7 protein-coding genes and 1 pseudogene are annotated in these 13,663 nt (G+C 55.4%); 4 read left to right on the top strand and 4 right to left on the bottom strand.

Annotated features, from left to right (window positions below; all coding sequences use genetic code 11):
• On the top strand, positions 1-289 hold a 289-nt coding region (locus tag VI25_RS13835; RefSeq protein ID WP_173664794.1), incomplete at its 5' end, for an aldo/keto reductase.
• Positions 290-540: 251 nt separating this feature from the next.
• On the opposite strand, the gene VI25_RS13830 is transcribed toward VI25_RS13835, so the two are convergent.
• Positions 541-1,200 carry a lipoprotein signal peptidase gene (locus VI25_RS13830; protein WP_045689365.1) on the bottom strand — a complete coding sequence of 220 codons (660 nt, stop codon included), beginning with the start codon at positions 1,198-1,200 and terminating at the stop codon, positions 541-543.
• Positions 1,201-1,567: 367 nt separating this feature from the next.
• Here VI25_RS13830 and VI25_RS13825 point away from each other — a divergent pair, with 367 nt between their 5' ends.
• Positions 1,568-3,361: a hypothetical protein gene (locus tag VI25_RS13825; RefSeq protein ID WP_052695354.1), complete on the top strand. Its 1,794-nt coding sequence runs from the start codon at positions 1,568-1,570 to the stop codon at positions 3,359-3,361.
• A gap of 196 nt (positions 3,362-3,557) precedes the next feature.
• On the opposite strand, the gene ileS is transcribed toward VI25_RS13825, so the two are convergent.
• Positions 3,558-6,956: an isoleucine--tRNA ligase gene (ileS, locus tag VI25_RS13820; protein WP_045689354.1), complete on the bottom strand. Its 3,399-nt coding sequence runs from the start codon at positions 6,954-6,956 to the stop codon at positions 3,558-3,560.
• A gap of 142 nt (positions 6,957-7,098) precedes the next feature.
• Entirely contained in the window at positions 7,099-9,537 is a 2,439-nt protein-coding gene (locus VI25_RS13815; protein ID WP_045689353.1) for an efflux RND transporter permease subunit, read from the bottom strand.
• 226 nt (positions 9,538-9,763) lie between these two features.
• On the opposite strand from VI25_RS13815, the gene VI25_RS13810 reads away from it, so the two are divergent.
• Positions 9,764-10,168 carry a hypothetical protein gene (locus VI25_RS13810; RefSeq protein WP_045689352.1) on the top strand — a complete coding sequence of 135 codons (405 nt, stop codon included), beginning with the start codon at positions 9,764-9,766 and terminating at the stop codon, positions 10,166-10,168.
• A gap of 96 nt (positions 10,169-10,264) precedes the next feature.
• Here VI25_RS13810 and VI25_RS13805 read toward each other — a convergent pair whose 3' ends face one another.
• Positions 10,265-11,782: a glycine--tRNA ligase gene (locus VI25_RS13805; protein ID WP_045688921.1), complete on the bottom strand. Its 1,518-nt coding sequence runs from the start codon at positions 11,780-11,782 to the stop codon at positions 10,265-10,267.
• A gap of 292 nt (positions 11,783-12,074) precedes the next feature.
• Between VI25_RS13805 and VI25_RS28910 the strand changes: the two are divergent.
• A pseudogene (locus VI25_RS28910) lies at positions 12,075-13,474 on the top strand (inorganic phosphate transporter).
• Positions 13,475-13,663: the final 189 nt, after the last annotated feature.

The following is a 13,663-nucleotide window of genomic DNA, read 5'->3' as shown; positions in this document are numbered from 1 at the left end:
CTTCGACAAAGGCGAAACCTTTTCGGGCGTGGACTACGAGACTGGTTTGGCCGCCGTGGAGGAGCTGAAAAAGGTATTCCCTGACCAGCCCAACCTCGCCCCTATTGCCTTGCGCTGGGTACTCATGTTCGATGAAGTCAGCTGCGTAATTCCAGGTGCCTCTAAGCCCAGCCAACTGGAATCTAACCTGCACGCTGCCGAGCTACCAGCCCTTACTACCGAGCAACTGCAAGCCGTGCGTACTATTTACGAGCAGCGTATCATGCCCCTCGTGCATACTCTGTGGTAAAGAGGCAACCCAGGACTAGAGCGAATCTGATTAAATATCACGCGGAATTTATCGAACCCGAGGGTAGCCTAGCCAAACATCCTACTGGTACCGTTTGGTCAAGGTAACAGCATTAACTCACGAGGCTGCTCCATCACGCTCGGAATGAGGCTCTCTCGTTCTGCTACCTATTTCAGGCAACCATACAGCATAAAAAAGGCCCGCTGAAATTGCTCCAGCGGGCCTTTTTACTGTAAGTATGAGGTTGTGTGCTACGCTACTTCTGAGGCTTCCGCGTCGCGGCGGGCTTGGGCAGCGGCTACATCGTCGGCCGCTACGGGGTGGGCCGCTTCAAACTGGTGTCCGTAGAAACGGTTCTGGAAGATCAGAATCAGCACTACGCCCACAAAAATGCAAGAGTCGGCAATGTTGAAGATGGGAAAGTCAGGGATAATCTCGCCGCCTATCCAGGGCCACGAGGCGGGGAAAAAGCCATCGGGGAAGTCTACAAACAGCATGTCAATTACTTGCCCATGCAGCCACGGAGTAGGCGCGCTAAAAGGAGCATTATTATAGAGCACGCCGTAGAAAATAGAGTCCACTAGGTTGCCAATAGCACCGCCCAGAATCATGGCAATGCATACGAGAAGCCCGCTGGGAGCATGTTGCTTCCACAAGTGGTAGATGTAGTACGTAATGCCTGTCACGGCCACCAACCGGAACAGGGTTAGAATAACTTTGCCGTAGGGGGCGGGTAGCTCGACGCCAAACGCCATACCTGGGTTGAGGGTGTAATGCAGTTTAAACCAGTCGCCGAACACCGGAATTTCGCCGGGCATTCCCATGGGCATGTAGCGGTGCACCGCCCATTTTGAGAGTTGATCAATGACGATGACCAGCAGCGCCACCAGGTAGTATTTCCAGTACTTCATAAGCACAAAGTGACGCAGAATTTTTGACTCCGCTGCGTAGCGCCCTACTACAGCCTCTGCGTCGTTGGTATATGTTCTGAGGTAGCTTTTGTGCCGATATAAACCCATTTTTTGAGGGTTTGTACGACGTTATGCTAAACACTTCCGAAAAGGCAAACTTACTGTAAACAAACGTTTTTTCGGGTCAGCGGCGGCGGGCAGTTTCCCGGGGATTTTGTTGGTTAGAGTTCAAACAGAAGCGTAAGGCCGAACCAGTGCTTACAAAAACAGGAAATCTTAGGTTGACGAAGGAGAATAAAGTGCCGTAGTTTCAAACTAAATTTATAGTTATATATTTCCATTCAGCATCCATCTACCCGCTATCACTATGTTAATCAGCAAGAAACAGCTTTCGCGCTTGCCAGTTAGAGTATTTCTAATTGCCCTTTCTGCAGGCCTAGGTGCCTGCGCCGCGCCACACTCACTCACGCGCAGTAATGAGCAGCAGCAGACCATGACAACCACGCTGTACAACCGGGAGTTGAATACTAGTTTGCTGCTTAATGGCGACTACGATGTAGACCTAAAGCCGCGCAACCGACCGGATAAGGTGACGAAAGGGCGCCTAAAAAAGCTGGGCTTTTCGCGGCGCCAGTCAGCAGTCCTATTTACTGGCAAAACCAATCTAACGCCTACTTACCGTCTGCGTGGTCTGCGCATAACAGGCAACCCTGCCTGGTACGCCTTGGGTTTCCAGGAAACTGGCATTGGGCGCTACCAACGCACGGACACCGTGGGTCAGGATTTGTTGATGGAATACGCTGCGCTGCTGCCTGATAAGCAGAGTTGGTTGTACCTGGTGGCTACTGACGAGGCCAGTTCACGCCCCACTACCTCCATAAGCGACCGTAGCTTTGAAATGGATGCGGAGTTTGTGACGTTCACGTTCCCTTCTGTGCAAAAGGGTCGCTGGCCACGGGTGGTTTCGCCAGTACGGTTGGCCAATGATGCGTTTCTGAGTCGGCCGAACGGTGATTACTTGGCTCCGCTGTCGGCGCTGGCTCAGAGCCGGCACGCCCTCACCACGGGCAACGACCCAAGCATTGATGGGATGCTGTGGCAGATGCTGCAGCAGTACCACGCCATAGCCGGCAACACCGATTCGGTGGAATATTTCCTACAACAGGGCTGGGACAACATCAGAATCCCGGCGTCTAGCTCACCCGCGCAAACCGCGCGCAGTTCCAACCCAGCCCCTACCGATACCCTCGTGAGCCTGGATGCAGTGCCAGAAATTCTAAGAAAAGCGGCCGGTGTGCAGGCCGTGATGCTGAATGAGTCTCACACCTTTGGCCGGCACCGGGCGCTGGCAGCGGCCTTGCTGCCGGGCCTGTATAAGCAGGGTTTCCGCTATCTGGCCCTGGAAACGCTGGAAGACACAGCCGCCAGTACCCTTGCCCCGCTGCCGCTGAAAGCTGGGTTTTATACCCGCGAGGCCACATACGCTAACTTCATCCGGACGGCCCGTAAGCTGGGCTTTACCCTGGTGGCCTACGAGGCGGTCCGTGGAAAGCAGGAGCGAGAGCTGGCTCAAGCTACCAATCTGTACAATGCCGTGCGCCACGACCCTGCGGCCAAGGTATTCGTGTACGGTGGCGGCTCCCACATAAATCGTCTCGCTATGCCCGGCCAAGCCCAGAAGAAATGGATGGCGCAGCACTTCATCGACCTTACGGGCTGGCGCATTCTAAGTATCAACCAAGCGCGCATGAGCAATGAAGCACGTAGTAACTTAGCAGCCGTACCCACCGGCACCGTCCAGGTAGTATACACGCTGCGCAAGGGTCAGCGCCTCTCTCCCTACCCCGAAAACGACATAGTGGTGCGCAACAACCTCGACCTAGGCCAGTTCCCCCTGCCCTATGCTGATGCCACCGACGCCCAGCTAGTTTCCCTGGACGTGCGCCCATACAGGCCTACCGCCATTACGGGCCGCCGGATGGTGCAACTCTACCTGCAACCGGAGCTAGCCGTGCGGGAGGACATTTCGCCCATTTACACCCATGAATTGCGCCCGTCAGAGGATGCCTTGTCGCTTCGCCTGGTGCCGGGCACATATATATACCGCGTGCTCTCAGAGAAGCAAAAAGAAGAAGTACGGAAGGAGCTGGTGGTAAAGTAGGGCTTACATGATTCCCAGGAACTTCCTGTTGCGCTTGCCGAAGTATCTCCCCCGCTTTGTTGAGTCGGTCCTAAGCCACTTGATTAGCTAGAGAGAAATGCTCCGGCAAGCTCAGCAGGACTTCTGGTTAAGGCTTCCAAAAAAGAGGCCGCGAAACATATGTTCCGCGGCCTCTTTGGCTCTGATAGTAAGTAAATTAGCTCTGTGCTACTTCAAGCTGCACGGGCACGTTGTATTCATCAAATTCCAGTACGGAACCGCCGTTTACATCTGGCGCGAAGTTCAGGGCCAGGGCTTGTACTTCCTCGCGGATGTAGTCGCCGAACGACTGCACGGCGGCTTGTAGCTCGGGCTGCTGGCCCAGGGTTACGCGGATGCGGTCCTGCACTTCCAAGCCGCTGTCTTTGCGCAGGTTCTGGAGGCGGTTCACCAACTCGCGGGCTACACCTTCCTGGCGCAGCTCCTCAGTCAGGGTCACGTCGAGGGCTACCGTGAGAGGACCGTCGGTGGCTACGAGCCAGCCGGGCAGGTCCTGAGTGCGGATTTCCACGTCGTCGGGGGCCAAAGTAAAGGCTTCCCCATCCACTTCTACGGCCAGCTGACCGGTTTTTTCAAGGGTGCTGATTTCCTCTGGGGTCATCTGCTGGATGCGGGCGCCTACGGCTTTCAGCTTGGCGCCGTACTGCTGGCCTAGGCGCTTGAAGTTAGGCTTCACCGACTTTACCAACACCCCGCTGGTATCGTCAAGGAACTCCACGTGCTTCACGTTCACCTCAGCGCAGATCAGGTCTTCCACCTTGCCTACCTGCTCGCGGGTAGTATCGTTGAACACGGGCACCAGAATGCGCTGCAAGGGCTGGCGCACTTTCAGCACGGACTTCTTGCGCAGAGAGTGGGTAAGCGAGGAAATCCGCTGGGCCAGTTCCATGCGCTCCTCCAGGGCCTTATCGATGCGGGTTTCGTCGGCCTCCACTAGCAGCGTGAGGTGCACCGATTCGGCGCTCCAACGCTGGGCGTTGCCTTCCTGACGTAGGCCATCGGTCATGTTCTTATAGAGCCATTCGGCGAAGAAAGGCGCAATAGGAGCCATAAGTTGGGCTACGGTTACCAAGCATTCCTGCAGGGTCTCGTAGGCGGCGCGTTTGTCGGCGGTCAGCTCACCCTTCCAGAAACGGCGGCGCGAGAGGCGTACGTGCCAGTTGGAAAGCTGATCGGTCACGAAATCTTGGATGGCGCGGGCAGCCTTCGTGGGGTCGTAACCATCGTAATAGCCCCGTACCTCCACAATCAAGGACTGGAGCTTGCTTAAAATCCAGCGGTCCAGCTCGCTTAGCTCAGCGTGGGACACCCGGTCAGTTTCGGTGGCCTGGAAGCCATCAAGGTTGGCGTAGAGGGCGTAGAACGAGTAGGTGTTGAACAACGTGCCGAAGAAACGGCGCTGCACCTCCGTGATGCCAGCGAGGTCGAACTTTAGGTTGTCCCAGGGCTGGGCGTTGGCAATCATGTACCAGCGCGTAGCGTCGGGGCCATATTGGCTGATGGTAGCAAACGGATCTACGGCGTTGCCGAGGCGCTTGCTCATCTTGTTGCCGTTCTTGTCCAGCACCAAGCCGTTGGCCATCACGTTTTTGTAAGCCACTGAGTCCTCCAGCATAACGGCCAGAGCGTGCAGGGTAAAGAACCAACCGCGGGTCTGGTCCACGCCTTCGGCAATGAAATCAGCCGGAAAATTCTTCTCAAACACTTCCTGGTTCTCCAGCGGGTAGTGCCACTGGGCATAGGGCATGGCGCCGCTATCGAACCATACGTCGATGAGGTCTGACTCACGGTACATGGGCTGGCCCGAGGGCGATACCAGGAAGATATCATCCACGTAGGGGCGGTGCAGGTCCATCTTCTCCCCGTTGGCGTAGGGGTTGTGGGTCATCACTTCAGCCGCTACGGCCTTGTCAATTTCCTGCTTCAACTGCTCCACCGACCCAATGCAGATTTCTTCCGAGCCATCTTGGGTGCGCCAGATGGGCAGGGGCGTACCCCAATAGCGCGAGCGGCTCAGGTTCCAGTCTACCAGGTTTTCCAGCCAGTTGCCGAAGCGGCCGGTGCCAGTGCTAGCAGGCTGCCAGTTGATGGTTTTGTTGAGTTCGATGAGCCGGTCTTTCACCGCCGTGGTCTTGATAAACCAAGAGTCCAGGGGGTAGTACAGTACGGGCTTATCGGTGCGCCAGCAGTGCGGGTAGGTGTGCTCGTACTTCTCCACTTTGAATGCCGTGCCGTCGCCTTTCATGCGGATGGCAATGCTTTCGTCAAGAGTCTTGTAGTCGGCGCCGCTTTGGTCGTGGCCGTCGTAGTTTTTCACCCAGCGGCCGCCAAACTCACCCATTTGCTGCACGTAGCGGCCGGTACGGTCCACGATGGGCGTAGGCTTGCCCTCGGCATCCGTCACGATAAGTGCGGGGATGTCGTTGAGTTGGGCGACTTTGAAGTCATCGGCGCCAAACGTGGGCGAAATGTGCACGATGCCCGTACCATCCTCAGTCGTTACGAAGTCGCCGGGGATAACGCGGAAAGCACGCTCTTCCCCTTCAAAAGCGGGAAAGCCAGCTTCCTGGCTGAATAGGCGCTCGTAGCGAATGCCCACTAAGTCGGAGCCTTTAAACTGACTTTCAATGCGCCAGGGCAGCACCTTGTCACCAGCTTTGAAGTCCTCTAGGGAGGCGTCTTTGCCTTTCTCTGAGAAGTAGCGGCTCACCAATGCCTCCGCCAGCACCACCCGAATGGGCGTGTAAGTGTAGGGATTGAAGGTACGCACCAGCACGTACGGAATGTTTTTTCCTACGGCCAGACCTGTATTACCAGGCAACGTCCAGGGTGTAGTCGTCCAGGCCAGGATGTAGAGGGGCGCGTCGTCAGTGCCAGCCGCAAACAGCACCTCCGACTTCTCATCGCGCTTCACCTTGAACTGGGCCACGATGGTGGTGTCCTTTACGTCGCGGTAAGTACCAGGCTGGTTCAGTTCGTGCGAGCTAAGACCAGTGCCGGCGGCCGGGGAGTAAGGCTGGATGGTGTAGCCTTTGTACAGGTATCCCTTGTCGTAGAGCTTCTTGAGCAGAGCCCAGCAGCTTTCAATGTACTCGGGCTCGAAGGTGATATAAGGGTCGTCGAGGTCAACCCAATAGCCCATTTTCTCGGTGAGGTCGTCCCATTGGGCTTTGAAGCGCATCACGGTTTCGCGGCAGCGCTGGTTGTAGTCCTCAATGCTGATTTTCTTACCAATATCCTCCTTCGTGATGCCTAGCTCCTTCTCTACCTGCAGCTCAATGGGCAGGCCGTGGGTGTCCCAGCCGCCTTTGCGGTTTACCTGCTTGCCCAGCAAGGTCTGGTAGCGGCAGAAGATGTCCTTCACGGTCCGGGCCATCACGTGGTGAATGCCGGGGGCGCCGTTGGCCGAAGGCGGACCTTCATAAAATACGAAGGTGGGCTTCCCTTCGCGGGTGCTCACACTCTTTTCAAAGATGCCGTTCTGCTTCCACCACGCCAGGATATCGGTGCCGACCTGGCCGTAGTTGAGCGGCTGCTTGTATTCGGGGTAGTTCATTGTGGGGAGGGTCGTTGTATCAGAACGTCAGGCGGAGCGCGGCTGGAGCATTTCTACTTCAACCTAGCCACCGCTAGCCTGCCTTTACGAAGGGGTAGAAATGCTGTGGCTGCGTTCCGCATGATGGTGGTATGGATATGGTCTAACCGTTCAGTTTGGGCTGCACCTGCATGCGGTTCAGGTCGAGTTCTAGGTCATCATCTTCTTCGTGGTAGTTGTCATCGTAATGACGAATACCGGATTGGTCAATGATGTCTTCGTCCTTGCCGTGCTCAAAGGTAACGAGCAAGCAGGGTAGCAGAATCAGGTTAGAAAAGTTGGTTATCAGCAGGCTAGCCGACATCAACAATCCGAGGGCTTTGGTGCCACCAAACTCAGAGAAGGCAAACACCGAAAATCCCAAGAACAGCACAATACTGGTGTAAATCATGCTGGTACCCGCCTCAGAAAGCGTGGTGGTAATAGCCGCTTTCACGCGGCGGCCGTTGGCGGCCATTTCCTGCCGGAACTTGGCTAGCAAGTGAATGGAGTTGTCGCCGTCGATGCCGAGCGCAATGCTGAAAATCAGGGCCGTGCTGGGCTTAAGCGGAATACCAAAGTAGCCCATGATGCCGCCCGTGAGCAGGAGCGTAAAGAAGTTGGGCAGGAGGGTGAAGAACACGGCCCGGATGCTCCGGAACAAAATCAACACTACTAAGCCCACCAGCGCGAAGGCGATGAGCAAGCTCTCCTTCAGCGTGCCAATCAGGTATTCGTTGCCCTTAGTGAAGATAATGGTGGTACCCGTCAGCTTCACATCCATGCCCGTACCGTTGAAGATCTGGCGAATTTGGGGCTGAATCTGGTTGCTCAGCAGAGTATCCAGGTTGCGGGAGCCGATGTCGGCAATCTTCAACGAAATGCGCGCCTCCCGCATGGTGCTATCAGTGAAGGAACGCAAGAGCTTGCTGGTTAGCTGCCCCTCGCTGCCTTTGGTAGACTGCGAATGAGCCAGGTAGCTGAAGATGTAGTTCTTCTCCGAGTTATCGGGGAGGCGGTAGTACTCGGGGCTGCCGTTGTAAAACGCTTGAGTAGAGCCCTTCAGGAAGGTTACGATGCTGACAGGGGTAGTAAGTACGGGTTGGGTGCGCAAGAACTTCTCTAGGCGGTCGATGCGCTCCAGGTTTTTTAGCTTCAGCAAGCCCTTGGGCCGGCCCGTATCAACTACCAGTTCCAGGGGCATCACCCCGTTGAAGTGCTGCTCGAAGAACTTCAAGTCGGAGTTTACCGACGAATCCTTGGGCAGGTCGTCTACCATGTAAGACACCGATTTTACCTTGCTCACGCCAAAGGCTGCCAGCACTACAAAGGCCAACGCAGCCAAGTACACGGTGCGCCGACGCTCCAGCACGAGGTAGTCGAAGAACTCCAGTAGCTTGGTTAGGGGCTTGGCTTCCAGATGCTCTAGCTGCTTGGGTGTGGGCGGGGGCAGCAGCGTGAAGATGATAGGCATCAGAATAAACGATACCATGAACGCCACGAAAATATTGATAGTAGCCACCGCGCCAAACTGAAACAGAATGGCAATGTTGGTGAAGCAAAACACCACGAAGCCCACGGCTGTGGTGGTGTTATTCATGAGCGTTACCAGCCCAATTTTACGCACTACCCGGGCCATAGCCAGCACTTGGTTGCCCGATTTGCGGTAGTCGTAGTGGTAGCGGGAAAGCAGGTACGTGCAGTTCGGGATGCCAATAACGATGATGATGCTCGGAATCAGACCCGTAAGTAGGTTGATCTTGTACCCCATCAGCACCATGGAGCCAATGCACCACGTAACAACGATGAGCACAATGAGCAAGGGAAAGACCACGGCCGACCAGGTGCGGAAAAACATGAGTAGCGTGAGGGCCATCATGGCAATGGTCAGGCCCACAAACAGTTTCATCTCTGCCGCCACTTTCGTGGTCATGGTAGCCCGCACGTAGGGCAGGCCGGCGTAGTGCATTTTGATGCCGGTTTTCTTCTGAAAGCGCTCCGCATGCCCCAGTATCTCCTGCATCACGGCCTCGCGGCGGCTGGAGTTTAGGTACTTCGGGTCCATGGTGAGGGCCAGCAGCGTGGCACCAGTAGTAGGCGATATCAGCTGGCCTTTGTAGAACTCCTGGGCGTTTACAATCCGCATCAAGGAGTCTAGCTCGGGCTGGGTTTGGGGAAAACGTCGGAAGATGGGAACCGCTCGGAAGCTGCGCGTCAGGGTATCCTTCTCCAGCTTGGGCAGGCGCGTTACGCTCAATACGCCATTCACGCCGCGCACTTTGGCGAGGGTATCGGTGAGCGTACGCAGCTCGTTGAAATTACCAAGCCGGTACACCGAACTATCTTGCATACCCAGCACGAGCACGTTGCCGTCCTCACCAAACTTCTTTTTGAAGCGTTGGAAGTACATCATGTCCGGGTCGTCGGGCGAAACGACCTGGGCGAAGTCGTACGTCATTTCAACCTTGCGGGCCTCCCAGGCCATGAATACCGTGATAACGGCCAGCAGCCCAATCAGGAGCCGGCGGTTTTTAATGACAAACAGGGCGAGGTTTCTCCACATAGGCTGCTAAAATGCAGCAAAGGTACGCAACTATGGCATGAGCCTCAGCCATTAAACCAAGGAGTCTGGGCGTTGTCTAAAAACAACCTCGGCAGGCGGTGTGCATATTTATTTCAGATATAGACAACTGTAAATGTAACTCTACACGTAAATAGCCCCATCCTACGGTTTTGGTCGGTGCCATAATTGCATTTTGCCAGGCCCTGGGTCTTTCCTTTCCTTGCCAATGACTCTTTTTCAGACTCCTGAGGCCTCTTTGACGTACAATTCGGCTTCTCAGACTCTGCATCTTAGCTACAACGCCACGCGCTTATCCGTTTCCTTCGGGGAAGCATACCAGCGGGCCTTGAAGCAGATGCTAGAGCACAATGTGGGTAAGCTCTTGCTTGACTTAAAGCGGAACGCCCCGCCTACCGAAGATGAAACGGAGCAGATTTTATTGCCGCTGATTGAGGCGCTACCTGCTCATCACCACCAACCCCTGTTCATCGCCGCCGTCGTATCGGAAGGCCAGTACCAGTATCAAATCGGTAATTACTCAGCTAGTAGTGGAGCCATTGCACCGGCCCACGTTGAGTTCAACTATTTCACATCTCGCCGTGATGCCACTGCGTGGCTCAGCGAGAACTAAGCGCTACGCCCCACCTTACTCCGCTCCTATTCCACCCAATCAAAAGGCCCCCGGCAGTACTGCCGGGGGCCTTTCTGTTAGCGAAGAACACTCTTCTTACAGCTGCTCAAAAATGCGGGCAAAGCTCACAGCCTCGCCAATGTACGCGCGCAGGTCAGCAATGGGCATGCGGGTTTGCTCGCGCGAGTCGCGGTGGCGTACGGTCACGGTGTTATCTTCTAGAGTCTGGTGGTCGACGGCCACGCAGAAGGGCGTCCCAATAAGGTCTTGGCGTGTGTAGCGCGTACCGATAGAATCCTTCTCTTCTACTACCAGCGGAAAGTCATGGCGCAGGCTGTTGTAGATTTCATTGGCTTTCTCGGGTAGGCCATCTTTTTTCACCAGCGGGAAGATGGCCGCTTTGATGGGCGCTACGGCGGGGTGCAGCTTCAGCAATTTGCGCGTTTTGGTTTGCTGCTTCTCGCCTTCGCCCTCCGTAATGGTTTCTTCCTGGAAGGCCTGGCAGAGGGTAGCCAAGAACAAACGGTCGGCGCCCACGGACGTTTCTACCACGTAGGGCACGTAGTTGCCGTAGGGCTTACCCGTTTCGGGGTTCACATCGTTGTCGAAGTAGTTCTGCTTCTTGCGGCTGTACTGCTGGTGCTGGGTCAGGTCGAAGTCGCCGCGGGAGTGGATACCCTCAATTTCCTTGAAGCCGAAGGGGAATTCGTACTCAATGTCAACGGCAGCTTTGGCGTAGTGAGCCAGTTTCTCGTGGTCATGGAAACGGAGCTTGGCAGCGGGTAGGCCCATGGCTTCGTGCCAGCGGCGGCGCGTTTCCTTCCACTGCTGGTACCACTCGCCTTCCGTACCAGGGCGCACAAAGAATTGCATTTCCATCTGCTCGAACTCCCGCATGCGGAAGATGAACTGGCGGGCCACAATCTCGTTGCGGAAGGCCTTACCAATTTGAGCAATACCGAAGGGCACCTTCGCCCGCGCCGACTTCTGCACGTTCAGGAAGTTCACGAAGATTCCCTGGGCCGTTTCGGGGCGCAGGTAAATCTGCGACGAATCGCCGGCTACGGCGCCTACCTGCGTGGAGAACATCAGGTTGAACTGACGCACCTCGGTCCAGTTGGCCGTTTTGCTGATGGGGCACAGAATTTTCTCATCTAAGATGAGCTGCTTCACGCCCGCCAAGTCGTTTTCGGTAAGCAAGCGGCCCAACTCTACTAGCAACGCATCGGCACGCGCCTTGTCTCCCGCGTTTTCGTACTCGGCGGCTTTGTCTTCTACCAGCACGTCGGCGCGGTAGCGCTTCTTGCTGTCGAGGTTATCAATGAGCGGATCGGAGAAACCATCTACGTGCCCCGACGCTTTCCACGTGGTTGGGTGCATGAAGATGGCAGCATCAATGCCTACTACGTTTTGGTTGAGCTGGGTCATGGCCCGCCACCACAGCTGCTTCAGGTTGTTCTTCAACTCTACGCCATACGGACCATAGTCGTACACGGCAGCCAGGCCATCGTAAATTTCCGAGGAAGGGAAGACAAAGCCATACTCCTTGGCGTGCGACACGATATCGGCCAGGGTGCTCTCGGCCGTAGTGGGTTTCTGCTGGGCGTTACTCATGAATAAAAAAGTAGGAGGCGAAAGGCAAAAAGTAGACATGCCGCGTACGGGCCGATGGCCGCATACGGTCAGGATTTACGCTCTGCCAACCCCTCATTTCGGGAAGTATTGGCAAAAGTAGCGGATGCTGCGGCATGCGCCGCATTAAAGTCAACTTGTTGAATATTCCTGCGTTTAGCGTCTCAACCTGGGCGCTTCCATGCTTCTCCCATAACAATTTCATAATCTTGCGCCCCTTTCGGGCGGCACTACCTTTGATTGCCGAAACTTAATTTTCACAAATCCCCCCCTTATGTTTGGCTTAGAGCCTCATGTGCTGTTGCTGCTGCTGGCTTGTCTGGTAGCGGCCTGCGCGTTTGAATTCGTCAACGGTTTCCACGATACGGCCAACGCCGTGGCTACCGTTATTTACACCAATGCCCTGCGGCCCTGGGTAGCGGTAGTGTGGTCGGGCTTCTGGAACTTCATCGGAGTACTCACGGGCGGTATTGCGGTGGCCATGGGCATCGTGTACCTTCTACCGGTAGAAAGCCTGGTCGACCAGAATGTGTACCATGGCATTGCTATGGTTGGGGCGCTGATTATTGCGGCCATCATCTGGAACGTGGGCACCTGGTACTACGGCCTGCCTTCGTCGTCGTCGCACGCCTTAATTGGGTCTATTCTGGGCGTGGGTATTGCCTTCTCCTTACTCCCCGACTCCCATAATGCGGCTATCAACTGGAGCAAGGCCGGCGAAACCATGGCTTCGCTGCTGATTAGCCCCATCTTCGGCTTTTCGCTTACCATCATCATGATGTTCTTGTTAAAGCGCTTCGTGGCGAACAAGGGCATCTTTAAGGAGCCGCACAAGCGCAAGCCCCCACCCATCTGGATTCGCCTGATTCTGATTGCTACCTGCACGCTAGTGAGCTTTTTCCACGGCTCCAACGACGGGCAGAAAGGCGTGGGCCTGATCATGCTGATTTTGATAGGCATTGTGCCCGTGCATTTTGCCCTCAATCAGAAGCTGAACCCCTTAGACATGCGCGACTCCCTCAACAAGGTGGAGACGGTAATGGGCAAAATAAACCCCGCTGGTCTCAGCCAAGCCGACAGCCAACTGCTAGCCGATATCAGGACGCAAACTAATAGCCTCGACCAGATTTTGCCGGCAAAACCGACGTGAAGCAGCTGCCCGAGTCGGCACGCTTCGAGATTCGCAAAGCCATTTTGCTGCTGAACAACCGCGCCAAGAAACTCACTTCGAGCGACAAGTTACCCCTTAGCACCGTTGACCGCACAACGTTTGAGCAAGGCATTACCGAAATGCGCGCCTTCACCGACTATGCTCCGTGGCAAGTGTCGTTCATGGTGGCCCTGTCGTTGGGCATCGGCACCATGGTTGGCTGGCAGCGTATTGTGAAAACTATTGGCGAGCGAATCGGCAAGGAGCACCTAACTTACGCCCAGGGCGCTTCGTCGGAGCTGATTGCTGCGGCCATGATTGGGGTAAACACCCAGTTTGGTTTGCCGGTATCTACCACCCACGTATTGTCATCGGCCATTGCTGGTTCCATGGTCGCCAACCGTGGCATCAAGAACTTGAACCCGCAGATGGTGCGCAATATTGCCCTGGCCTGGGTGCTTACCTTGCCCGTTACCATGTTCTTGTCAGGAGCTCTGTTTTTGCTGTTCCGAGCTGTACTATAGCTTAGCTCATCTAGTCTTAGAATCATACAAAAAGCCCGCCCCGAAATTCGGGGCGGGCTTTTTATTTACTCATTTTGAGGCTAGCTCACCAGGTTGGGAAAACGAAGTTGTTTTAGCTAATGCCTGCTGGCTAACGGACTGATTCACTACCGACTTATCCACTTATCAACACTAAATAGTGTGGATAAT

Origin of the sequence: Hymenobacter sp. AT01-02, from assembly GCF_000961955.2 — a bacterium.
Taxonomy (GTDB): Bacteria; Bacteroidota; Bacteroidia; order Cytophagales; family Hymenobacteraceae; genus Hymenobacter; species Hymenobacter mucosus.
This window is presented reverse-complemented; position numbering and strand designations above follow the sequence as displayed.